The sequence below is a fragment of the Prochlorococcus marinus str. AS9601 genome, assembly GCF_000015645.1.
Classification (GTDB): Bacteria; Cyanobacteriota; Cyanobacteriia; order PCC-6307; family Cyanobiaceae; genus Prochlorococcus_A; species Prochlorococcus_A marinus_O.
In genome coordinates, this window is record NC_008816.1 from 796,581 (window position 1) to 818,890 (window position 22,310).

24 protein-coding genes are annotated in these 22,310 nt (G+C 29.5%); 10 read left to right on the forward strand and 14 right to left on the reverse strand.

The window, feature by feature from the left end; all coding sequences use genetic code 11:
* Positions 1 to 16 precede the first annotated feature (16 nt).
* Complete coding sequence (locus A9601_RS13530) at positions 17 to 433, reverse strand: 23S rRNA (pseudouridine(1915)-N(3))-methyltransferase RlmH (protein WP_011818365.1); 417 nt, start codon at positions 431 to 433, stop codon at positions 17 to 19.
* A gap of 19 nt (positions 434 to 452) precedes the next feature.
* Positions 453 to 785, reverse strand: coding sequence for a hypothetical protein (locus A9601_RS13535; protein WP_011818366.1), 333 nt, complete (start codon positions 783 to 785; stop codon positions 453 to 455).
* A gap of 56 nt (positions 786 to 841) precedes the next feature.
* On the opposite strand from A9601_RS13535, the gene rsmA reads away from it, so the two are divergent.
* The 6 genes from rsmA (at position 842) to secF (ending at position 6,512) form a co-directional block, all read left to right on the forward strand.
* Positions 842 to 1,666 (forward strand): 16S rRNA (adenine(1518)-N(6)/adenine(1519)-N(6))-dimethyltransferase RsmA, encoded by an 825-nt coding sequence (rsmA, locus tag A9601_RS13540; protein WP_011818367.1) that lies wholly within the window; start codon positions 842 to 844, stop codon positions 1,664 to 1,666.
* 12 nt (positions 1,667 to 1,678) lie between these two features.
* On the forward strand, positions 1,679 to 2,614 hold the full coding sequence (gene ispE, locus A9601_RS13545; protein WP_011818368.1) for a 4-(cytidine 5'-diphospho)-2-C-methyl-D-erythritol kinase: 936 nt from the start codon (positions 1,679 to 1,681) through the stop codon (positions 2,612 to 2,614).
* A 24-nt stretch (positions 2,615 to 2,638) separates the two neighbouring features.
* The gene (locus A9601_RS13550) at positions 2,639 to 2,941 is read left to right on the forward strand and encodes a DUF3082 domain-containing protein (protein ID WP_011818369.1); all 303 of its coding nucleotides are present in this window, start codon (positions 2,639 to 2,641) and stop codon (positions 2,939 to 2,941) included.
* 179 nt (positions 2,942 to 3,120) lie between these two features.
* Complete coding sequence (locus A9601_RS13555) at positions 3,121 to 4,104, forward strand: pyruvate dehydrogenase complex E1 component subunit beta (protein WP_011818370.1); 984 nt, start codon at positions 3,121 to 3,123, stop codon at positions 4,102 to 4,104.
* Positions 4,105 to 4,107: 3 nt separating this feature from the next.
* Positions 4,108 to 5,577, forward strand: a complete 1,470-nt coding sequence (gene secD / locus A9601_RS13560; RefSeq protein ID WP_011818371.1) for a protein translocase subunit SecD — start codon at positions 4,108 to 4,110, stop codon at positions 5,575 to 5,577.
* A gap of 20 nt (positions 5,578 to 5,597) precedes the next feature.
* On the forward strand, positions 5,598 to 6,512 hold the full coding sequence (secF, locus tag A9601_RS13565; RefSeq protein ID WP_011818372.1) for a protein translocase subunit SecF: 915 nt from the start codon (positions 5,598 to 5,600) through the stop codon (positions 6,510 to 6,512).
* 204 nt (positions 6,513 to 6,716) lie between these two features.
* On the opposite strand, the gene A9601_RS13570 is transcribed toward secF, so the two are convergent.
* From A9601_RS13570 to mnmH, 3 genes are read right to left on the reverse strand one after another with little or no spacing between them, the layout of a single operon-like run.
* Positions 6,717 to 7,760: an AI-2E family transporter gene (locus A9601_RS13570; protein WP_011818373.1), complete on the reverse strand. Its 1,044-nt coding sequence runs from the start codon at positions 7,758 to 7,760 to the stop codon at positions 6,717 to 6,719.
* Positions 7,761 to 7,773: 13 nt separating this feature from the next.
* Positions 7,774 to 8,127, reverse strand: coding sequence for a photosystem II reaction center protein Psb28 (psb28, locus tag A9601_RS13575; protein ID WP_011818374.1), 354 nt, complete (start codon positions 8,125 to 8,127; stop codon positions 7,774 to 7,776).
* A gap of 60 nt (positions 8,128 to 8,187) precedes the next feature.
* Positions 8,188 to 9,228 (reverse strand): tRNA 2-selenouridine(34) synthase MnmH, encoded by a 1,041-nt coding sequence (gene mnmH / locus A9601_RS13580; protein ID WP_011818375.1) that lies wholly within the window; start codon positions 9,226 to 9,228, stop codon positions 8,188 to 8,190.
* A 36-nt stretch (positions 9,229 to 9,264) separates the two neighbouring features.
* Here mnmH and A9601_RS13585 point away from each other — a divergent pair, with 36 nt between their 5' ends.
* Positions 9,265 to 9,984, forward strand: coding sequence for a GUN4 domain-containing protein (locus A9601_RS13585; protein WP_011818376.1), 720 nt, complete (start codon positions 9,265 to 9,267; stop codon positions 9,982 to 9,984).
* Between the two features lie 48 nt (positions 9,985 to 10,032).
* Complete coding sequence (locus tag A9601_RS13590) at positions 10,033 to 10,467, forward strand: ATP-binding protein (RefSeq protein WP_011818377.1); 435 nt, start codon at positions 10,033 to 10,035, stop codon at positions 10,465 to 10,467.
* Here A9601_RS13590 and A9601_RS13595 read toward each other — a convergent pair.
* The 3 genes from A9601_RS13595 to glnA all read right to left on the reverse strand — a co-directional run bounded on the left by A9601_RS13595 (position 10,446) and on the right by glnA (position 13,300).
* The gene (locus A9601_RS13595) at positions 10,446 to 10,709 is read right to left on the reverse strand and encodes a DUF6439 family protein (RefSeq protein WP_011818378.1); all 264 of its coding nucleotides are present in this window, start codon (positions 10,707 to 10,709) and stop codon (positions 10,446 to 10,448) included. The two genes, A9601_RS13590 and A9601_RS13595, sit on opposite strands and share 22 nt — an antisense overlap.
* Before the next feature lie 12 nt (positions 10,710 to 10,721).
* Complete coding sequence (locus A9601_RS13600) at positions 10,722 to 11,777, reverse strand: class I SAM-dependent methyltransferase (RefSeq protein WP_011818379.1); 1,056 nt, start codon at positions 11,775 to 11,777, stop codon at positions 10,722 to 10,724.
* Between the two features lie 101 nt (positions 11,778 to 11,878).
* The gene (gene glnA / locus A9601_RS13605) at positions 11,879 to 13,300 is read right to left on the reverse strand and encodes a type I glutamate--ammonia ligase (protein ID WP_011818380.1); all 1,422 of its coding nucleotides are present in this window, start codon (positions 13,298 to 13,300) and stop codon (positions 11,879 to 11,881) included.
* A 213-nt stretch (positions 13,301 to 13,513) separates the two neighbouring features.
* On the opposite strand from glnA, the gene A9601_RS13610 reads away from it, so the two are divergent.
* Positions 13,514 to 14,698, forward strand: coding sequence for a pyridoxal-phosphate-dependent aminotransferase family protein (locus A9601_RS13610; RefSeq protein ID WP_011818381.1), 1,185 nt, complete (start codon positions 13,514 to 13,516; stop codon positions 14,696 to 14,698).
* On the opposite strand, the gene A9601_RS13615 is transcribed toward A9601_RS13610, so the two are convergent.
* Positions 14,673 to 15,188, reverse strand: coding sequence for a nucleoside deaminase (locus A9601_RS13615; protein WP_041484530.1), 516 nt, complete (start codon positions 15,186 to 15,188; stop codon positions 14,673 to 14,675). The two genes, A9601_RS13610 and A9601_RS13615, sit on opposite strands and share 26 nt — an antisense overlap.
* Positions 15,189 to 15,231: 43 nt before the next feature.
* Here A9601_RS13615 and A9601_RS13620 point away from each other — a divergent pair, with 43 nt between their 5' ends.
* Positions 15,232 to 16,617 (forward strand): pyridoxal phosphate-dependent decarboxylase family protein, encoded by a 1,386-nt coding sequence (locus A9601_RS13620; protein ID WP_011818383.1) that lies wholly within the window; start codon positions 15,232 to 15,234, stop codon positions 16,615 to 16,617.
* Between the two features lie 133 nt (positions 16,618 to 16,750).
* On the opposite strand, the gene A9601_RS13625 is transcribed toward A9601_RS13620, so the two are convergent.
* Genes A9601_RS13625 through pyk form a run of 5 tightly spaced genes read right to left on the reverse strand, consistent with a single transcriptional unit; the run spans position 16,751 to position 22,307 of the window.
* Positions 16,751 to 18,250, reverse strand: coding sequence for a GTP-binding protein (locus A9601_RS13625; protein WP_011818385.1), 1,500 nt, complete (start codon positions 18,248 to 18,250; stop codon positions 16,751 to 16,753).
* 1 nt (position 18,251) lies between these two features.
* The gene (gene lspA, locus A9601_RS13630) at positions 18,252 to 18,707 is read right to left on the reverse strand and encodes a signal peptidase II (protein ID WP_011818386.1); all 456 of its coding nucleotides are present in this window, start codon (positions 18,705 to 18,707) and stop codon (positions 18,252 to 18,254) included.
* Entirely contained in the window at positions 18,707 to 19,243 is a 537-nt protein-coding gene (locus tag A9601_RS13635) for a biotin transporter BioY (RefSeq protein WP_225866271.1), read from the reverse strand. The genes lspA and A9601_RS13635 overlap by 1 nt, the downstream gene beginning before the upstream one ends.
* 48 nt (positions 19,244 to 19,291) lie before the next feature.
* Complete coding sequence (locus A9601_RS13640) at positions 19,292 to 20,524, reverse strand: ABC transporter permease (protein WP_011818388.1); 1,233 nt, start codon at positions 20,522 to 20,524, stop codon at positions 19,292 to 19,294.
* Positions 20,517 to 22,307 (reverse strand): pyruvate kinase, encoded by a 1,791-nt coding sequence (pyk, locus tag A9601_RS13645; RefSeq protein WP_011818389.1) that lies wholly within the window; start codon positions 22,305 to 22,307, stop codon positions 20,517 to 20,519. The genes A9601_RS13640 and pyk overlap by 8 nt, the downstream gene beginning before the upstream one ends.
* Positions 22,308 to 22,310: the final 3 nt, after the last annotated feature.

A 22,310-nucleotide genomic window follows, 5' to 3' on the forward strand; every position in this document is an offset into this window, starting at 1 on the left:
ATTGAATCTAATCTTTTTAAGAACGATGATAAGGGGAGTTATTAGATATAGAAATAGCTCTATAGATTTGCTCGATAAGGATTAATCTAGCTAATTCATGAGGAAAAGTTAAAGGAGATAGGCTTAGTACAAGATCTGACTTTTCTTTTATATCTGAACTAACACCATCAGTATCACCGATTAAGAAATTAATTTTTTTATTTTTAAAATTCAAGAGTAAGGAACATAGTTCAACTGAATTAAACTGCTTCCCTTCTTCACTTAGGCAGATAATAATATTGTTATTGGATCTGAGATTATCTAAATTAAAAGTCTTTGACTCATTAATGATAAGTTCAGGCATTCTTTTTTTGTATTGATTAATTCCATCTCTAATCCAATGTTTTTTTATTTTGCCGATAGCATAAATTGTTAATCTATTACTCTGAAGCATAAGAAAATATTAAAACTAATTATTCATCAAGAAGATAATTAAATTCATCATATAGTTCCTCTTCGGTTGTTAATTTCTTGGGAAAATTATCTTTTTTAGTATTCATATTAATTTGATTAATCTCACTTCTTCTTAGTGAATTATTAACGTTAGAAGTCTCTTCTAAAGATTCTGAATTATCAATTAACGAATAAAAAATTTTATTGGGATCTTCTGAATTAAGTGGATTGCTGATTAAATCATCATTATTAATTAAATTTGTATAATTATTTATATTTTTACTTTCGTGATTTAAATTTTTCTTTTTTTTAAATTTATTGAGTTTATCTAAATTTTTTTTTGATAAGCTCATGATATAAAGTATTAAATAAATTCATATTTAATTTAAACATATTATTTATCTTTTAGATGAATTCTAAAAACCATCATCAAAAAAAAAGATTTGGACAACACTGGTTGGTAAATAAAAAAATATTAGAAAAAATCAAAGAAATTGCTGTTCTTAATCAAAATGACTTTATTTTAGAAATTGGCCCAGGTAAAGGAGCTTTAACATCTAAGTTATTAGATTCAGAAATTAAAAAATTACATGCGATTGAATTAGATAAAGATTTAATAAATTTATTGAATGATAAATTCAATAATAATGATAAGTTTTCACTTCAGCAGGGAGATATTCTTACCGTAAATTTAGATTCAATTAATAAAAAGATTACAAAAGTGATTGCAAATATTCCTTACAATATAACTGGCCCAATATTGGATATTTTCATAGGGAGATTGGGTATTACAAGAAACTATAATTACGAAAAAATAATTTTTTTAATGCAGAAAGACGTTGTAGATAGGATTTTGTCTAAAGAAGGAAGTCCCAATGCTGGTGCGCTTAGTGTAAGAATGCAACTCTTATCAAAAATAAAAAAAATTTGTGATGTACCGCCTTCATCTTTTAGTCCACCTCCAAAAGTTTTTTCTTCTTTAGTAGTTTTCGAACCAATTAAAAATCATTTAAGATTAGATATTAGTATAGAAAAAAATATAGATAAACTTCTTCGAATTTCATTTAATTCAAGAAGAAAAATGCTTAGAAATACACTTAATTCAATACTTTCAAATGAAGAGATAAATGAATTATCTGAATCTTCAAAAGTTTGTTTTAATTTAAGACCACAAGATATTTCTATTGAACAATGGATTAAGCTTGCAGAAAATTGTATTAAAATTAAAAAATAAAAATTTAAGTATATGCAAGATTTTGCTAAAAAGAAAATTAATATAAAATCTCCTGCCAAAATAAATTTGCACCTTGAAGTGATTGGTAAAAGAGAGGATGGATTTCACGAGTTAGCAATGATTATGCAAAATATCGATCTTGCTGATTATTTAGAATTTGAAATTAATAATGAAGGTTTAATTAAACTTGAGTCTGATTGTAATGATTTAAGCCTATCTGATGATAACTTAATTGTTAAATCGGCAAACCTATTAAGGAAAAAATCAAATATAGATTACGGTGCGAATATATTTTTAAGAAAAAATATCCCAATTGGTGCAGGATTAGCTGGTGGATCCAGTAATGCAGCAGCAACATTAATTGGTCTTAATAATTTATGGGATTTGAAATTAGATCAAGAAACTTTATGTTCATTAGCATCAACTTTAGGATCTGATATTCCCTTTTTTATAAATGGTGGTATTCAATTATGTTTTGGAAGAGGCGAAATTTTGGAGAAATTAGATTCAACCCTTGAATATGGAGCAATTCTTTTAAAAAATCCTAATGTATCAGTATCCACAGCTGAAACTTATAAAAAATATAGTAATAGATTTTGTGATCAATATCTTACTGATAGAGAAATGATTGAGAACATAAGAAAAAATTTAAGAGATAATGGTTTAAATAACTTAAATTTTGATAATCAACATTTATCTATTAAAAATGATTTGCAGTTAGTTGTTGAAAATGAAAATGATTCTGTAAAGCAGGCATTATATTTACTTTCTAAATTAGAAAATTGTCTAACATTTTCAATGAGTGGATCAGGACCTACATGCTTTGCACTCTTTAAAGATAAAGAGACTGCTAAAAAAGAATTAACTGCAAATTCTAAATTATTTAAAGATAAAGGCTATGATTCATGGGTTTGCACTTTCCTTGAAAAGGGAATAACATTCATATAAATTTTTTTTTTATAAAAATCTATTGTGGCTGATAATAGTAATGAGAATATTGAAAAAAATATTCCCGAAAAAGGACCTTTAAATTTTATTGTTGGATCATTAACAAGTTTTTTATTATTTATATTTTTTTATTTTTTAAGTAATAAAATTGCAATTTATTTTTCAGTACATAAACCATCTAATTCTTCTGAAATAGTCCAAAGTATTTCCTCTAGTATTAATACATTAATAATTGGATTATCATTTTTGCTAACTTTCTCTTTTGCTTTTATAGGTATAGGACTTTTTATTGTATTTATTCGCAGTTTTATTGTGAAGAATAGTTGAATTGCCAATATTATTAAGAAAACACTTTCTTTGAATGTCTTTACATGACTTAGGCCTTTTAGTCCTTTTGCTGTCGCCAGGAATGATTTTATCAATATTACTACTCATAACCTTCGCTGAAGGAGGCTGATTTATTCAAAGTGGTAGGATTATATATGTGATAAATTAGGTAATTAATTGTGGCTGGAACATTATTATTTAATGCTTTGAAAGAGGCAATTGATGAAGAAATGGCAAATGATGTAAATGTTTGCGTAATGGGGGAAGATGTTGGTCAATATGGAGGATCTTATAAGGTAACTAAGGATTTATATGAAAAATATGGAGAGTTAAGAGTCTTAGATACTCCAATTGCAGAGAATAGTTTTACGGGTATGGCTGTGGGTGCAGCAATGACTGGCTTAAGACCAATAGTAGAAGGAATGAATATGGGGTTTTTGCTTTTAGCATTTAATCAGATATCAAACAATATGGGTATGCTTAGATATACAAGTGGCGGAAATTATAAAATACCAGCAGTAGTTCGAGGACCTGGTGGAGTTGGTCGTCAACTTGGTGCTGAGCATAGTCAAAGACTTGAAGCATATTTTCATGCAGTTCCTGGCATAAAGATTGTTGCATGTAGTACACCCACAAATGCTAAAGGTTTAATGAAAGCAGCTATAAGAGATGATAATCCGGTTCTATTTTTTGAACATGTTCTTCTATACAATTTGTCTGAAGAATTACCTGAGGGTGATTATACTTGCGCTTTAGATCAGGCTGACGTTGTAAAAGAAGGGCGTGATATTACTTTATTGACTTATTCAAGAATGAGACATCACTGCCTTAAAGCTGTTGAAGAATTAGAAAAAAAAGGAATAGATGTTGAGTTAATAGATTTAATAAGTTTAAAACCATTTGATATGGAAACCATCTCAAAATCAATAAAAAAAACAAATAAAGTAATTATTGTTGAAGAATGTATGAAGACTGGAGGTATTGGTGCAGAATTAATTGCCTTGATAACAGAAGAGTGTTTTGATGATCTTGATGCCCGACCAATTAGATTATCTAGTCAGGATATTCCAACTCCCTATAATGGAAATCTTGAGAATTTGACAATAATCCAACCACATCAAATTGTTGAAAAAGTTGAACATTTAATTAGTGGGAGTATATAGAAAATGAAAAGAAGGCAAGGTTGGCTTTTTTTTATTATATTTCTACTTACTTTATCTGTTTATCTATTAATAAATTATCCATTACAGTTGGGATTGGATTTACAAGGGGGGTCTCAACTTACACTTCAAATTATTAAAGAGGAAGGTAAGGTAACAAGGGATGAACTTGAAGCAGTTAATTCGGTTATAGATAAGCGCGTTAACAATTTAGGAGTTTCTGAGTCTAATTTACAAACCCTCGGTGGAGATCAATTGATTTTAGAATTACCAGGTGAACAAAATCCATTAGTTGCTTCAAGGGTATTAGGTAAGACTGCTTTATTAGAATTTAGAACCCAAAAAGAAGGAACATCTACAGATTTAAAAACCCTGCAACTTCAAAGATTGAGTATTAAAGAATTAATTGAACAATATTCCTTTGAAGAAAAAAATCAAAATAATGTTAATTTCTTAAAAGTTATTCAAGATGATCTTAAAGATATAGAGCAAGAATTGAATTACTCATCTACTAGTAATGATTTATATGGGAAGTTAATTGAAATCAAAAAATATATTGATAAAGAAATTACAAATTTATTTATTAAAACAGATTTATCTGGTAAGGATCTTATTAACGCAGGAAGGAGACAAGAACAAACAAATAGTAATTGGGAAGTTTTATTAACTTTTAGTAATTCTGGAGGTGAAAAGTTTGCAGAAATTACAAAGTCAATTGCTGGCACTAATCAACTATTGGCTATTATTCTTGATGGCGAATCTATAAGTGAAGCTAGTGTTGGTAACCAGTTTTCTAGTACTGGTATTACAGGTGGATCAGCAACAATAAGCGGTAATTTTAGTGCTGAAAATGCTAAAGAATTAGAAGTTCAACTTAAAGGAGGCTCATTGCCATTGCCAATTGAAATAGTAGAAACTAACACTATAGGGGCTCTATTGGGATCCAAAAATATTTTAAAAAGTCTTTATGCAGCTATTAGTGGTTTAATTTTTGTTGGTATATTTATGATTCTTAATTATAGAATTCTAGGTTTCGTTTCAGTTTTATCTCTAGTACTTTATGGTTTCTTTAACTTAGCCCTATATTCTTTAATTCCTGTAACTTTGACTTTACCTGGAATATCTGGGCTTATACTTAGCATTGGTATGGCTGTTGATGCAAATATTCTAATATTTGAGAGAATTAGAGAAGAATTATATGAAGGAAATACTCTTACAAGATCTATTGATAGCGGTTTTCAAAGAGCTAATTCATCTATAGTTGATGGTCATATTACAACTCTTCTAAGTTGTTTTGTATTGTTTTTATTAGGAACAAATTTTGTTAAAGGTTTTGCGGCAACATTAGGTATTGGAGTTCTAATAAGCTTGTTTACCTCATTAAATTGTTCTAAAACTATTTTGCGATTTTTTACAACATATCAATCTTTAAGAGAAAAAAATCTCTATCTACCCAAGAATAATTTTTCAAATTAAATTTTTTGTTTCTAAATTCCATGAAATACAATCTTGAACTAATAAAAAATAAAAGAAAAATAATTAGTTTTTCAACTCTTCTTATTTTGTTAAGTCTTTTAGGAATTTTATATTCAACTTTTAATACTTCTTATAAGAAACCTATAAATTTAGGGATGGATTTTGTTGGAGGAAATGAACTAAGAATAGAAAGAGTTTGTGAAGAAGAATGTTCTAATCTTTCCCCTGATTCAGTTTTAGAAAATTTAAGAGAGATCTCTATTAATAAAAACTTTATAAATAATATTAAATTACAATTCCAAAATAATAATAAATTAATTTCCATAAGAACGCCTTATTTGAGTATCGAAGAATCAAATAATCTAATTACTAATCTTGAAAATATTATTGGACCTCTAAATTATGAGAGTAAGGATTCAAGATTAATAGGTCCAAAGCTTGGGAAAAGATTACTTACCAATTGTGTTACTTCTTTGTTGGTTTCTTTATTTGCAATATCTTTATATATAACTATTAGGTTTGATAAAAAATATGCATTATTTGCATTAATAGCTTTATTCCATGATTTATTAATTGTTTTCGGTATATTTTCCTGGTTGGGAATTATATTATCTGTCGAGGTAAATAGTTTATTTGCGGTTTCCTTGTTAACTATTGCTGGTTATTCTGTAAATGATACTGTTGTTATTTTTGATAGAATTCGTGAGAATTTAAAATCAAAGGAAGAAGGCTATAACGAAACTATTCAATTATCAGTAAACGAATCATTTAGGAGAACAACTTTTACCAGTATTACAACCCTTATCCCTTTATTAAGCATAATTTTGTTTGGATCTTACTCGCTGTTTTGGTTTTCTTTGGCCTTATCAGTAGGAATTATTGTTGGAAGTTATTCAAGCATTTTATTGGCCCCATCTTTGTTGCTTAAAGACTGAACTTAAGCTTCTCATTTTATGAAATTGAATTACTATTTGATCATTTTATTTTCTTTAGTTTTCATAGATCTTTCTACTGAGCTAAGAATATTATTTGATCATTTTACTTTTAACTCTTTATATTTTGCTATGGGTAAACACCCCTTAGCTATCTTTATACTTTTTTCATACCCATATTTATATAAAAAATTAATCAAGTAGTTTTTAAATATCTTTAAATGATTCTTTGATTAAAACCTGTATTACTACAGCTAATGGAAGAGATAGTATTAATCCTAATGGACCAAAAATGAAGGTAAATCCAAATTGTGATATTAATGTCAAACCAGGAAGTAGGTTTGCTTTTTTCTTCATTATAGATGGCATTATGATATAGCTTTCAATATTTTGAATAATTATATATGATCCTAAAACTGCCAGTGGTTTCCAAAAATTATCTAGTAGTGCAATTGAGATTGGAAATATACCACTTATAACTGGACCTATATTCGGAATTATATTAAGAACCATTGCTATTAAGGCATTTGAGACAACGTATTTGACATCTAATATAGATAAAACTATTAATGATAATAAACCTACTGATAATGAGCTTATGACCATAGAAAAGGTCCAATTTGCTAATGCAATATTGCATTTTTCCAGAATATTTCTAAATTTATTACGGTAATTTTTTGGTATTAATAGAAGTACATTTTCTTTATATTGTTTTGGTTCAATAGAAATCATCAAACTCACTGCTAATACGAATATTAATCTCAAAAGACCTGAACCTAGATTCCCCGCAATATTAATTAAATTCTTAAAACTTTCTTGAATAGCTTTTGCAATAGTTGAGACATCTGGAATGGTAACTACATTATTTATTAAACTGAATATGTCTATAACATTTTCTGATTGTTTGCCATAAAATAAGTTATTAAATTTGTTCAGATTTGTATTGATCAATATATTTATTTTTGATAAAGCATTTGGAATGTCAACTAGTATTTCATTGAATTCTTTTATAAACGGAGGTAATACAAGAATAAAAATAGTAAATATTATTACTGATATGACGGCTAAGACAAGAAACAAAGAAATCGATCGAGGAATTTTCAAACCTTTTTGGATTTGATTAGATAAATTACATACAATATTTGAAATTACTAAAGAACAAATTATTAGTAGGAGAAAATCCCTTAAAGTCCATACTATTAATAAAGTGATTAATATTACTACTAACTTGAAATATGATGAACTATTCAATTTTCATAATATTCTACTTCTTTTCAGAATATCCTAATCCATTTGATTTGGCATAACTATTTGCAAATCTCATAAATCTGTCAAAGTCTGGCGTGTTCTTCCAAATATAAACCGCTTCTAAAAATATTGGTTCTCCATCAACAAACTTTACTTTAACTTCTCTAGTTAATATTTCACCTTCGGTATCTATCATCCGCATACCTGTGATTTCACCGTCTGTAATTGAAGATAATGCCTGAGGTTTTTCAAACAAAAATAAAGCTTGACCGGTGGTACCATCTTTACTCCTGGTCAGTCTTATTTCAGGCACTACTGGTTCATCAGTTCCCTCATAAAATTGTATTTTTGCAGTTTTATTTGATGTCATAATATTCGGTTTATAATTTTTTATCTTAGGAAATATTTTTCATATTCGTTTGTAGTTATTTTATAAAACATTATTTATTAACTCTAGGATACTTTCATCATAATTTTTATCAGTTAAATCTATTGTCTTTATATTAGTTTTGCCAACCTTTTCATATTCATAACACTTATCGTAATAATCTAAAACTGATCTGCAAACTATGTCCCATTTCTCATTATGAATTGATTCAAGAGCTATTTTCGTTCTTTGCGGTCCAAGTCTTTTTTTTATCCTTAGTACTGATTCTTGGAGTTCATCTTTTTTAAATACACTATAAGTATCTATTAACTCATCTAACCTGTTAGATTCGCTCCTTATAATTTCAATCCTCCTAGAGTTTTTCATCTGATTGAAGAATTCATGAGGAATTTTACATTTACCTATATTTGCACTTTCAGCTTCTACAAAAATATTATTAGAAAATTTAAAAGAATTTAATTTTTCTGCAATTATATTTTCAAATTGTTCATTTGAAGGTTGTTTTATCATTCCTAAACCTCCAAATGTACTTCCTCTATGACAAGCAAATCCTTCAAGATCAATAGTTTGATATTTATATTTATCAAGTAATGATAATAATCTTGTCTTCCCTGTTCCTGTTTTCCCGCCAATAACTACTAAATTCAACTTATTTGAAAAACTATCTAATACCCATCTTCTATATATTTTGTATCCGCCATTAAGTGTAACTATATTTAATTTAAATTTATCTAATAACCATCCAATACTTTGTGAACGCATTCCTCCTCTAGAGCAATATATCCTGATAAATAATTCATTATTTTTTTTAGGAATAGTTTTATGAGACTCAATACTCTTGAATAAATTATCAAGAAGTAATTCCATTTTTTTTTCAAAAAATTTTAAACCCTCTATGACTGCTTTTTTTCTACCTTCTTTTTTGTAAAATGTACCAATTATAGATCTCTCATCATCATCAAATATTGGAATATTAATAGAATTAGGCATGTGTCCTTTATAATATTCACTCGGGCTCCTAACATCTATAAGTGGTCCTTTAAAACATCTAAATTTCACTAGTTCTTTTCTTTTGAAATACATGGATAGTTTTTATTTTTTTTAGATTGATTTTTTAAAATGAATAACAAAGAACAGGATAACTATAGTAATGTTACATTAGATCTTATAAAAAAATTTGTAGATTCCAATCAAAGAAAAAGAATAAATTCATTAACTCAAATAGAATCTGAAGTCGAAAATATTTTTAATCTTGGCCCATCACTGTTTGATATGTTTGATAGAGAAGGAGATGACTGGGCTGCTGGTTGGATATTGCAAGTTTTAAAAAAATTTAAGCCAGAATTCTTTGAAAACTCTAAATTCAATAATTGGTTTAATACATATTCAGATATTGATATTAATTATGAAGATTTGCAATTGATGTTAGTTGAGCAAAAATTTGAAGATGCAGATAGATTAACAAGTTCCTACTTACGCAAATTAGCTGGAAAATTGGCAGAAAAACGTGGATATGTTTTCTACAGTGAAGTTAAAAATATGTCAGGAAAAGATCTAGAAACAATAGATAGATTATGGAATATCTATTCTACTGGCAGATTTGGATTTTCGATTCAAGCAAAGATATTAAAATCAGTAGGGAAAAAATATGAATTAATGTGGCCGAAAATAGGGTGGAAAAAAGAGGGCTTATGGACTAGATATCCTGGATCTTTTTGCTGGTCATTGGATGCTCCTGATGGACATATGCCTTTAATAAATCAACTTAGAGGAGTTAGACTTATGGACTCCATCCTACGGCATCCTGCTATTGCGAAGAGACACAATAATATTCTTTAAAATGAGGTATTTAATAAGTTAAAATTAAGATAGTGTAAAAATATTATTATGTCCTTATTCCGGGGCAAAAATATTTTAAAAAGATTTTTTAAAAGACCAAAAATTGACTGGTCAAACTACGAATTCGAATCATCATTACAATTAAATGAATTTGTCGATCAATTATTAGAACCTATTAAAAATACTCAATCAAGCTATCTTATAAAACTTGGTTTACATGAAGCTCTAGTTAATGCAGTAAAACATGGAAATAAATTAGATCCTAAAAAAAATATTAGAGTAAGAAGAATAATTACTCCTAATTGGTGTGTTTGGCAAATTCAAGATCAAGGTAATGGTTTAGAAATAAAAAAAAGAGACTACACATTACCAAAAAAAATAAATAGTGTAAATGGGCGTGGCCTATACATTATTAATGAATGTTTTGATGATATTAGATGGAGTAGTAAAGGTAATAGGCTTCAGTTGGCTTTAAAAAGGTGATTTTTACTAGGGCAAGGTTGATCTACGTTTATTTCTTTTAACCATTTAACACTTTCTTCTATATACTCAATAGATTCCTTTTCATTGCAAGAAATAATTAAATGGCATAATCCAGCCGAAATTAGTTCTGCAGCTCGTTTATATTTATTTCCTTTATCTTTATGCCATTTAGAATGATCAATCTTTAATTTGTCATTAAGACTTTGAACCAGCTTAATAGTATCTTTATCCCAATAGGTCATAGGAGTTTTTTTTTACTTTACAGCAGACCATACTTTGGTCATAAAAAAGGAATTTGATTTTACATCTTTAAACCCTACATCCTCAATTTTAGAATTTATATCCTCTTTTATGTAATCACAATAAAAAGGCTCATGAAATGATTTATAGAAGCTTTCCATTACAGATGTAAAGTCAGGTGAATCACTTATTTGAATTGAATCAGCTAAAACTAATATTCCACCAGGTTCAAGAACTCTAAAAAATTCATTTAATACTTTAGCTCTAATTGTTCTAGGTAATTCGTGAAACAGGTAAACACAAGAAATGCATTGAAAACTATCATTTTCAAAAGGTAATTCCTCAGCGTTGCCTTTTATCAACTGAATTAAATCTCCATCTAAATCTGAAATATATCTACTTGCCTCTTTTAAGTATGAATCAGATAAATCAATGCCTGTAATTTTTTCTTTAGGAAATGCTGCTCTTAATTGTTTTAATGTTCTTCCTGATCCTGTAGCCACATCAAGTAATTTTATAGAACTTTTTTTTCTATCTCTAAAAATTTCAAGTCCTTCTTTTATTGGTTTAATTATTCTTCTCCTCATTGAGTCAGCACTCCCATTGAAAAGTATCTCAACTTGTAGGTCATAAATGCTGGCTGAAAAATCTGATAAATAACCATCTGTTTGATGATGAAAATTTCTCAAATAATATTGAGGATAATTATCTTTATCAATTGATTTTGGAAGATCATCAAAGTTTTGTTTTCTGCGTCTATCCCATGTGTTAGGCATATCAAGCCAAATTTTAGGATATTGAGTTAGATATCTAAGCCATGGTTCGTCAAACAATAATTTTTTTGGATATATATTTTTTTCTGCATCATTCCAATCTTCTTCTCTTAAGATATCCATTGAATTTTGGATTTGCATTAGAAGGTCTCTATCTATATTAAAATTTTCAAGCTTTGAATCGGGAAGAATAAAGTTCATTAATCTTGAACTAATCTGCTTGTGAGCGAAACCTGCAATGCTTTTACTTTGTTGTAGCGTTTTATATGCAATTTTTGAGATAGATTCCCTAGCCATTTTTCGATTTATATATATATATTCCAACAAAAAAAAAATCAATTTGAGAATATTTTGTGATATTTCTCAAATTGATTAATTTAAACTATTGTTTTTTTTATTTATGCATCGTAATACATAAAGAATTCATGTGGATGAGGCCTTTGTCTTAGTTGTTGTACCTCTTCGTATTTTATATCGATAAAGTTATCAATAAAGTCTTCAGTAAATACTCCACCAGCTAATAGATAATCCTTGTCTGCTTTTAGCGCATTAAGTGAATCATTAAGAGATGAAGGCACTGTATCAATTTTTGCAAGTTCATCAGCTGGAAGTTCAAATAAATCTACATCTACTCCATCACCAGGATCAATTTGATTTTTAATTCCATCAATACCGGCAAGCATCATTACAGAGAATGCTAAGTAAGGATTTGCAAGTGCGTCACCTGATCTGAATTCTAATCTTTTAGCTTTGGGGCTTGGTCCTGTTAAAGGTATTCTTACAGCAGCTGATCTATTACCCTCAGAATAAACTAGATTTACAGGTGCTTCAAATCCTGGAACCAATCGTTTATAACTATTAGTGGTTGGGTTAGTAAATGCTAAGAATGATGGCGCATGTTTAAGTATGCCTCCGATGTACCATCTTGCTGTTTGAGATAAATTTGCATATGATCCTTCACCAAAGAATAGTGGCTGTCCACTCTTCCATAAACTTTGGTGAACATGCATTCCTGTTCCGTTGTCGTTAAAAACAGGTTTAGGCATAAATGTTGCTGTTTTTCCATATTTTTTTGCAACATTTCTGACAACGTATTTATAAGTCATAACGTTATCAGCAGCATTTATTAACGAATCAAATTTCATTCCAAGCTCGTGTTGGCCGGCACCAGCAACTTCATGGTGATGTTTTTCAGTGGGGATACCTAATTCACCCATAAGAAGAAGCATCTCAGATCTGATATCTTGCGCAGTATCATTTGGAGCTACTGGAAAATATCCTTCTTTATATTGTATTTTGTATCCTAAGTTTCCCCCTTCTTCAATTCTCCCTGTATTCCATGGAGCTTCAATAGTATCTACACTATAAAAGCAACCTCCTTCTTTAGAGTCATATCTAACATCATCAAATAAAAAGAATTCTGGTTCTGGCCCAAAAAATGCAGTATCTGCTATACCAGTCGAGTCTAAATATTTTAATGCCTTTTGAGCTAAAGCTCTTGGACACCTATCATAAGGTTCCCCGCTTCTTGGCTCTTGAATAGAGCAAATCATACTTAAAGTTTTATGTTTATAAAAAGGATCTATCCAAGCTGTACTTGCATCGGGCACCATTGACATATCCGAGGCATTAATTGCTTTCCAACCTCTTATTGATGAGCCATCAAATGCTAACCCTTCTGTAAAAGAATCCTCCTCTATCATGTCTGATGTAAGAGTTAAATGTTGCCATTTTCCATGAATATCAGTGAATTTTAAATCGATGAGTTCAATTCCTTCATCTTTAATTTGACTTAAAACATCTTGAGGAGATTTAGACATAATTTTGTAATACCTTATATGAAATTAATAACTTGATGATTCTTGTTATGTATCAACGGTAACTTTTTTTAAGACTTGATGTCTTCTTTTAGTGTTTCAAGTCATAAGTTTAATAATTGTTTACCTAAATATTTAAATTGAATTAATTTCTATAAATAAATATCGCTTATGTGGAGATATTAGATTAATTTAAAAGTAATTGAATGTAATGCTTTGACAGAAGCAAAACTTATTTCAGCTTTAAATGAAGAGAATTTATCTCATTTCTCAAAGACTTATGTTCCCTCTAGACTTTTATTAGGTCCTGGGCCTTCAAACGCACATCCAGAAGTCTTAAGCGCTCTTTCTTTGAATCCTATTGGTCACTTAGATGAAGCATATATTTCATTGATGTCTGATGTTCAACAACTTCTAAGATATACCTGGCAATGTAATAATCGTCTGACTCTTCCAATGAGTGGTACTGGAAGTGCAGCTATGGAAGCATCAATAGCTAATTTTATAGAGGAAGGAGAAAAAATTCTTATCGCTAAAAAAGGATATTTTGGAGACAGACTTGTTGATATGGCAACAAGATATAAAGCAGATGTATCTGTTATTGAAAAACCTTGGGGTGAATCCTTTTCTTATGAAGAAATCAAGTATGAAATAGAAACTAAAAAACCAGCAATTTTTGCTATTGTCCATGCTGAAACATCAAGTGGTGTTTTACAACCTCTTGATGGTATAGGGGATGTATGTAGAAAAAATAACTGCTTGTTTTTAGTTGATGCAGTTACTTCTCTTGGAGCTCTAGAACTATTGATTGACGAATGGAAAATTGATCTAGCATACAGTTGTAGTCAAAAGGGATTAAGTTGTCCCCCGGGATTAAGCCCTTTTACGATGAATAAAAGAGCTGAAGAAAAACTAAGTTCAAGAAAAACAAAAGTACCTAACTGGTATTTAGATTTATCTCTTTTAAATAAATATTGGGGTTCTGATCGCGTTTACCATCATACGGCCCCTGTAAATATGAATTTTGCTATTCGAGAAGGTTTGCGATTAATTGCGAATGAGGGTTTAGAAAATGTTTGGAATAGACACAATACTAATGCAAAGAAACTTTGGAATGGCCTGGAAAGTCTTGGCATGGAATTACATGTATCAGAGGATTATAGATTGCCAACCTTAACAACAGTTAAAATACCTCCAGCAGTTGATGGGGATGGTTTTAGAAATCATCTCTTAAGAAACTTTGGAATTGAAATAGGAAATGGGCTTGGAGAATTATCTGGTAAGGTATGGCGGATAGGTTTAATGGGCTTTAACTCAAGTGATGAGAATGTCGACAGATTATTAAACTTATTTGATACTGAGCTAAAGAAATTTTCTATTTTTGAGTCCTCAACTTTTTGAACCAAATCTGTAAAATTTGACTACATTCATCTTCTAGGATACCTCCAATTATTTCCATTTTGTGATGAGCACTTTCATGTTTTGATAGGTCAATTGAGCCGCCCAATCCCCCTCTTTTCTTATCGTAAGCCCCGAAAATAACTTTACCCATCCGCGCTTGTATAAGAGCAGAGGAACACATAGTACAAGGTTCTAAATTTGTGATAATAGTACATTCATTAAATCTCCAATCATTTTTTATTAGAGATGCTTGCCTAAGTGCCATTATCTCAGCATGACCCAATGGGTCTTTATTTATATTCCTACTGTTAACACCTCTCCCGATACATCTTCCTCTCTCATCTAAAATTATTGAACATATTGGTAGTTCAACTTTTCCAATTTCTTTGGATCTTCTTAATATCGAATTCATCCACAAAGTGTATTTTGAATTATTTGTTTTTCTTTGTTGATCTTCATTACTATTTCCATTTTCAAAAATATATCTCATTTACCAATATTGAGAATACAATTACTAATAGATATTTTATCTGATGGCTGAAGATTTAATTAATAATAAAAATATATATTTTCCCTCATATTTAGGGACTAATGACAAATTGAATATTCTTTTAAATAGAGCAAGTAAAACTCTTTGTGACTGGTTCTCTAAATCTGATAAAAATGGTCCTTTACCTTTTGATGAGAGCTTCAAGTGCATTATGCCTGCGGAGGATGGCAACTCTGAAGAAGATTTGTTTTCTGAGATTGAATCTCTTTTGAATAATTCATTTAATCCCGTTCATCCCGGCTCACTAGCTCACCTTGATCCCCCACCTTTAATTTTCTCTATATTGGGAGATTTAATTGCTGCTGGTTTAAATAATAATCTTCTCGCTTACGAATTATCACCAAGTGTAACTTTGCTTGAGGAATCATTATGCAAATGGTTTGCCAAAAAAATAGGGTTTAATGATTTCTCAGGGGGTATAGCTGCAAGCGGAGGTACATTAAGTAATCTGAATGCACTTATAGCAGCTAGAAATAATGCTGGATTAGGTACAAATCCTGATTCTGTATTACTAGTTAGTGAAGATGCTCATTCATCCTTCGTTAAATGTATAAGAGTAATGGGTCTTGATACTTCGAATCTTGTCAGGATTAAAACTGATAATCAAGGTCGAATGGATATAAACGAGCTCAGAAAGTCTTTAGAAAAATGTTCAATAGAAAATAAAAAAATTTTTGCTATTGTTGCCACCCTTGGGACAACTGTAAGAGGAGCAATTGACCCGATTAAAGAAATTGGTGAAATCTGTAAGCAAAGAAATATATGGTTACATATTGATGGTTCAATTGGAGGGATTTTTGCAATAACTTCTATTCCAATAGAAGGTTTAAATAATATTAATCAGGCTAATTCGATAACGATAAATCCACAAAAAATTATTGGTATTACAAAGACTTCATCTTTGTTATTGGTATCAAATATGAGTACTTTAGAAAATACTTTTAATACTGGACTACCATACATATCATCTAAAGAAAATATTATAAATAGAGGAGAGATAGGCATACAAGGTTCTAGACCTGCAGAGGTTATAAAATTATGGCTTGGGTTACGTTTTTTAGGTATGAATGGAATAGAAAATATATTAAAGTCATCAATTAAAAGAAAAGATTTTTTTATAAGAAATATTAGTAGCAATAAATTTGATATATATTCAGGTCCTCTTCATATCGTTTCATTCTTACCAAAGAAACTTGAGCCAAAAGACTCTGATGCATGGACTCAAACTAAAGTTAATGAACTAATTAACAATAATTTTATGCTTTCTAGACCAAAATTTAAAGGTAAATATTTTTTACGGGTTGTAATGGGAAATTACAATACAAAAGAATCCCATATAGAGGAACTTTTGAGACTTTTAAATGCTTAAATAGTGAATATGGGCAGACCAAAAATTATTGCAATTGTAACAGGGTTTATATCTATAGCTATTTGTATTGCTTATTTACTCTTAATAACTATCTTTGATTTCAGAACATATCTAAATGATCAATTATCCAATTTTACATAGTAAATGGGGGCAACCTTTTATTTGATTTAAAATATTTTTTCATTTCAATTTTTGAAATAGCTTCTTTTACGAAGTTGTTTAGGATGTCCTCTCTCTTACTTATCCTATAGATCTTATCTACTACTTCTTGAATTCCTCCATCTCCCCAATCTTGACCATTTTTAAAATACTCAATCAAACTTAGTCCTACTATCCTTATTAACCAGCCTGCTGTAACTGATTGTATAGATTTAGATAATATTATTTTTGTCAAACTTGTAGCTAAAGCAGGAGAAAGAATAGCGAGTCCCCCTTTTAGTATTCCTTGTTTAGCCAATGCGCTTAGCAATGATGTCGCTAAATCTTTTGCATCTTTTTTTGTAAGCTTTATTTCATATATTTTTGATAATTCCATTATCATTTGAAGGTTTACGGAGGTAGTAGTAAGGAAATCAATAGCTGGTAGTGGATTAACTAGTATTACACCTCCTGTTATCCACATGTATTTATTAATCACTTTATTTGACATCAAATATCTTTGTTCTTGGACGAAATTTTTACTTTTAATACCTAACTTATTTGAGCGAAAAAGAATATTATCTGCCAATAACTCTTCACCATTATTATCGAGTGTTTCAATTATTTCTCTAAATAAACTTCCTACCTCTGGAACTAAATTTAAAGCATCTGATTTTATGTATGGAGAATCTTGAGGTGCTGCAATTGTTTTAACAACTGAAATTTTATTTTTTCTAGCGGAAGTTATAGAAATTATATTTTCTTTGATGAGATTATTTTCATCTCTAGACCTCAAATCGCATTTATTTAGAACTATTATTATTTTTTTTCTTAATTTTAATAATTCTTTAATTAAATAGTTTTCGTATTTATTTATGTCCTGATCTAACACAAAAAGAACCAAGTCAGAATTTGATGCTTGTAAAATTGTTGCTTTTTCTCTTTCTTCTCCTAATTTAGATGGTTCGAATAAACCCGGAGTATCCACTATATTAATGTTTCTTTTTAAGATTGGGATACGAATTTTATAGCTTTTAATATGCTTTGTCGTACCTATTTTTGCTGAAGTTTGTCCGACAATATTTTTCAATAATGATCTTGCTATAGATGTTTTTCCTGAGGAACCTGCTCCAAAAAGAGTAACTTTATAATCTCCTGTTTTTAATTGGGACTCTAGTTTATTTTTTTGGTAATTTAACAATTCAACTTTTACTTTATCGTTAATTTTTTTATTAATATTCTCGACCCCTTCCAAACTTATCTTGGCAGCACCATATGTATTTTTAAATAAAAGTGTATTTTTTTTATTTTTATATATAACTTTATAAACTATTTTTTTAAATAATTTCTTATCAATATTATAAAAGATATAAATAATTATTATTAAAAATAAAATAGTATAAATATTTACTATTCTTACAAATATCGAAAATAAAATATATAGAAATAATATTAAGACCAAATACTTTATATACTTTAACTTCAAGTGATTCATTTTATCTATTATTTTTAAATAAGTTATACAGTAAAAAAATAAAACCAATATTAATAGATATATCAGCAATATTAAATACTGGAAAATTTATAATATTTAAATTTATAAAATCAACCACAAATCCTTTATATATTCTATCTATACCATTACCAAAAGTTCCACCAAGTATAAAGCTATAAGCATATAAATCAAATATGTTTAAGGTATTTTTCCTAAATATTAAATAAATAATTAATATTGAAAAGATAATACTTATTAAAGATAAAAAAATTCTACTACCACTAAATATGTTAAATGCTGCCCCATAATTCTTTACAAGGTCTAATTTGAATAAAAGAAAATCTTTATTGACAAATAATTTTTCATAAGATATTAAATACTTTGTAAATTGATCTATTAGAACAATAAAAATACTTAATGATAAAAAATATAATTTTGTTTGTATTTTATTAACCATTATTTATTATGTTTTATTCGTTCTATAGGTTTTATAAGTAATAAGAGTGGAAAAAGCATTAAAAAATGATATCCAATCTTACCTAATGAGTATTTACCTAAATTATATAAAAATAAATTAAATTGACTGTAAGATATTATTTGTATGAAGTTGTAAAATATTCCAGTTAAATGCATAGCAAATATTGCTATAAATCCATTTTTTAAAAAGTTACTAACGTTTAATTTATTTCTAGTGTTTAAATTATCAACTATTTTGATTAATGGATAATAACCTAGTAAATAACCAAAATTTGGGGTTAGTAAATAACCTATTGAACCACCTTGATGAAAGACAGGAAATATAAATAGCCCCAAAATTATATATATAGTAAATGCTCTGAAAACAACTTTTTTATGAAATATAAGTGTTAATAAAATTATGGTTGGAATTTGCCATGTGATAGGCAACTCAAAATTATTACTAGATTTGTAGATAAAAGGTAGTGGAATATAAACAGGTATCATTGATGTTATTACAAGTGATTGAAGACTCACTAGTATCTCAATTAATTTATAAAAATTGAGCATTATTATAAATTCTATTTATAAACTTCTTAATGCAACAATTGGATCTAATTTAGAAGCTCTTTTAGCAGGTAAAACGCCAAAGATTAAACCTATTGATCCTGAAATGATCATGGTGGAAAAAGTAGTTGTAATTCCCACCGATGCAGGAAGTGGTGTTATCAGAGATAAAAGAAAAACACCTGATAATCCTGTTGTTGTTCCAATTAATCCTCCAATTGTAGATAAAATCAATGCCTCAATTAAAAATTGAATTAATATATCTGACTGTTTAGCTCCTATTGCTTTTCTAAGTCCAATCTCTTCAGTCCTTTCGCTTACAGAAACGAGCATAATATTCATGATTCCTATGCCTCCAACCACTAAAGATACTGCACCAATACCAGCCAGTAAAAAAGTTAGTCCACTTGTTATGTTGGTTACTATGTTCAGCGCATCTTCTTGTGATCTAACCGCAAAGTCATCATCTCTGATTATTTTATGTCTTTGCCTTAATAAGTTAGTAATCTGAAATTTAGCGGCACTAGTTGCATTTTTATTTATCGCTTCAACACTAATGAAGCTTAAACTTACTCCATATGTCGGGTCCTTCCCTGTAATCCTATTTACCATGGTGGTTAATGGAATATAAGCATTTTTGTCTTGATTGCTCCCAAATACAGCACCTTTGGGCTTTAATATTCCGATAATTTCATAAGTATGGTCTTTAATTCTGATTTTTTTTCCAAGTGATGAAGATTTATCTTTGAAAAATTCCTCTTTCAGATCAGGTCCTATCACAACATAACTTCTTGCACTATTAACATCACTTTTTGATAAAAATCTACCTTTATCTACTTCAAAGCTTCTTACTTCAAGAAATTCAGGAGTAACTCCAGCAATTGATATATTTAAACTTTTAGAATTTGATTGCACTATTTCGTTAGCAGAGATTTGAGGGGCTACTTTTTTAACTGTTGGGACTTGATTTCTTATTGCTATTGCATCTTCTAAAACTAAGTTTTTAGGAAATGAAATACCTCTTCTTCTTGTGTCATTATTTCCGGGAACAATGAATAAAACATTGGCGCCTAAATTACTTAATTGGTTTTTTGCTAATGTTTGAGCACCTCTACCAAGTCCAACAAGTGTAATAACTGAGGCATTTCCTATAATTATTCCAAGCATTGTTAGCGAACTTCTCAATTTGTTCGAAACTAAAGTTTTTGTTGCCATGCCTAAGGCTTCTTTTATTGAAATATTCCTAGACATATTTATATTTATCTATTGCATCATCATCTTCAATTTGTCCCATGTATATAACACCTTCATTAAGCTGGAGGGTAATAAGATCGCCATTACTGATTTGATGATTATCCATATTCTCTAAATTACAAATTGTAGAAATCTTTTTATTATTTTTATTAAAAAAGGCGTAAACATCATTTACATTTTGGTTTGTAACAATGCCGGCAATATTTTTACTCAGTGGAATATTTTTCATTAATTCCTTGGGAACAAATAATATTTCTCCTGGGCAAATTAAGGATATATCAAGATTATTTTTAATTATCCTTGCTTTACCTGTAACACCGATTTCCCCTATTGAAATTCCTCTTGATACAATCTTTCTTACTAAACCGACTTTTATTAAATCTGTAGAGCCGCTAATTCCTGTTAATGTACCTGCGGTTTGAACTACTAAATCTCCTTGATTTAGGATGCCCATCTCTTGAGCAATTTGCATAGCTAAACTAAAAGTCTTTGCTGTTCTTTCATCATTTTTAACTACTATTGGGGTAACTCCCCAAACAAGTTGCAATCTTCTCGCTACACTTCTTTCTGTAGTAGTTGCCAAGATAGGTGTTGGAGGTCTGAACTTACTTACATTTCGAGCGGTAGAACCTGATTTAGTTAAAGGGATTATAGCTCCTGCATCAAGTTGTCTAGCTATATTGCTTACTGCTGCACTAATAGCATTTGGGATCGTACTGGGTAAGTGGCTTTCAATAGCCTTAAGTGGATAATCCCTTTCAATTCTTCTTGCTATGGTTGCCATCGTTTCAACTGCCTCTACAGGATAATCGCCAACTGCAGTTTCGTTTGAAAGCATTACAGCATCTGTACCATCCAGAATTGCATTTGCAACATCACTAACTTCGGCCCTAGTTGGTCTTGGATTAGAAGCCATAGAATCAAGCATTTGAGTCGCTGTAATTATTGGGATACCTAATGAATTAGCTTTTCTTATTAACTCCTTTTGTAGAAGAGGAACTTCTTCAGCAGGCATTTCTACTCCCAAATCACCTCTTGCAACCATAACCCCATCACATAAGGGTAAAACTGTATCGATCTGATCAATTGCTTCAAATTTTTCTATTTTTGCGACTACCGGAGTTGAATGCCCATTTGTGTTTATTAAATCTTTTATCTCATTTATATCGGATGGATTTCTTACGAAACTTAGTGCTATCCAATCAACTCCTACAGATAAACCAAATTTTAAATCCTCTTTATCCTTTTCTGTTAATGCTTTTACTGATAATTGAACATCTGGAAAATTAACACCTTTATTGTTTGAAAGAACCCCTCCTACAGTTACCATGCACTCCAGATTATTAGCTTTTGTATCAACTTTTTCTACAATCATTTCTATTTTTCCATCATCTAAAAGTATTCTTTTCCCTTCGCTAACTTCTTGAGAAAGTTTGTCGTAGGTAACATTTGCAATAGTATTTGTACATTCGACTTCATTTGATGTAAGCGTAAATTTATCGCCTTTTTTAACTTTTACTGGCCCATCTTTAAAGCGTCCTAATCGTATTTTAGGTCCTTGAAGATCTTGCAATATTCCAATATCTATATCTAACTTTTTTGATACTTCCCTTATGGTTTTTATTCTCTCAGCATGATCTTTATGATCTCCATGTGAGAAATTTAATCTGAATGTTGTTACTCCAGCTTTAATTAAATTTGTAATTATCTCTTCAGATTGGGTCGCAGGGCCAATAGTTGCTACTATTTTTGTTCTTCTTTTTAAATCAATATTCGACATATA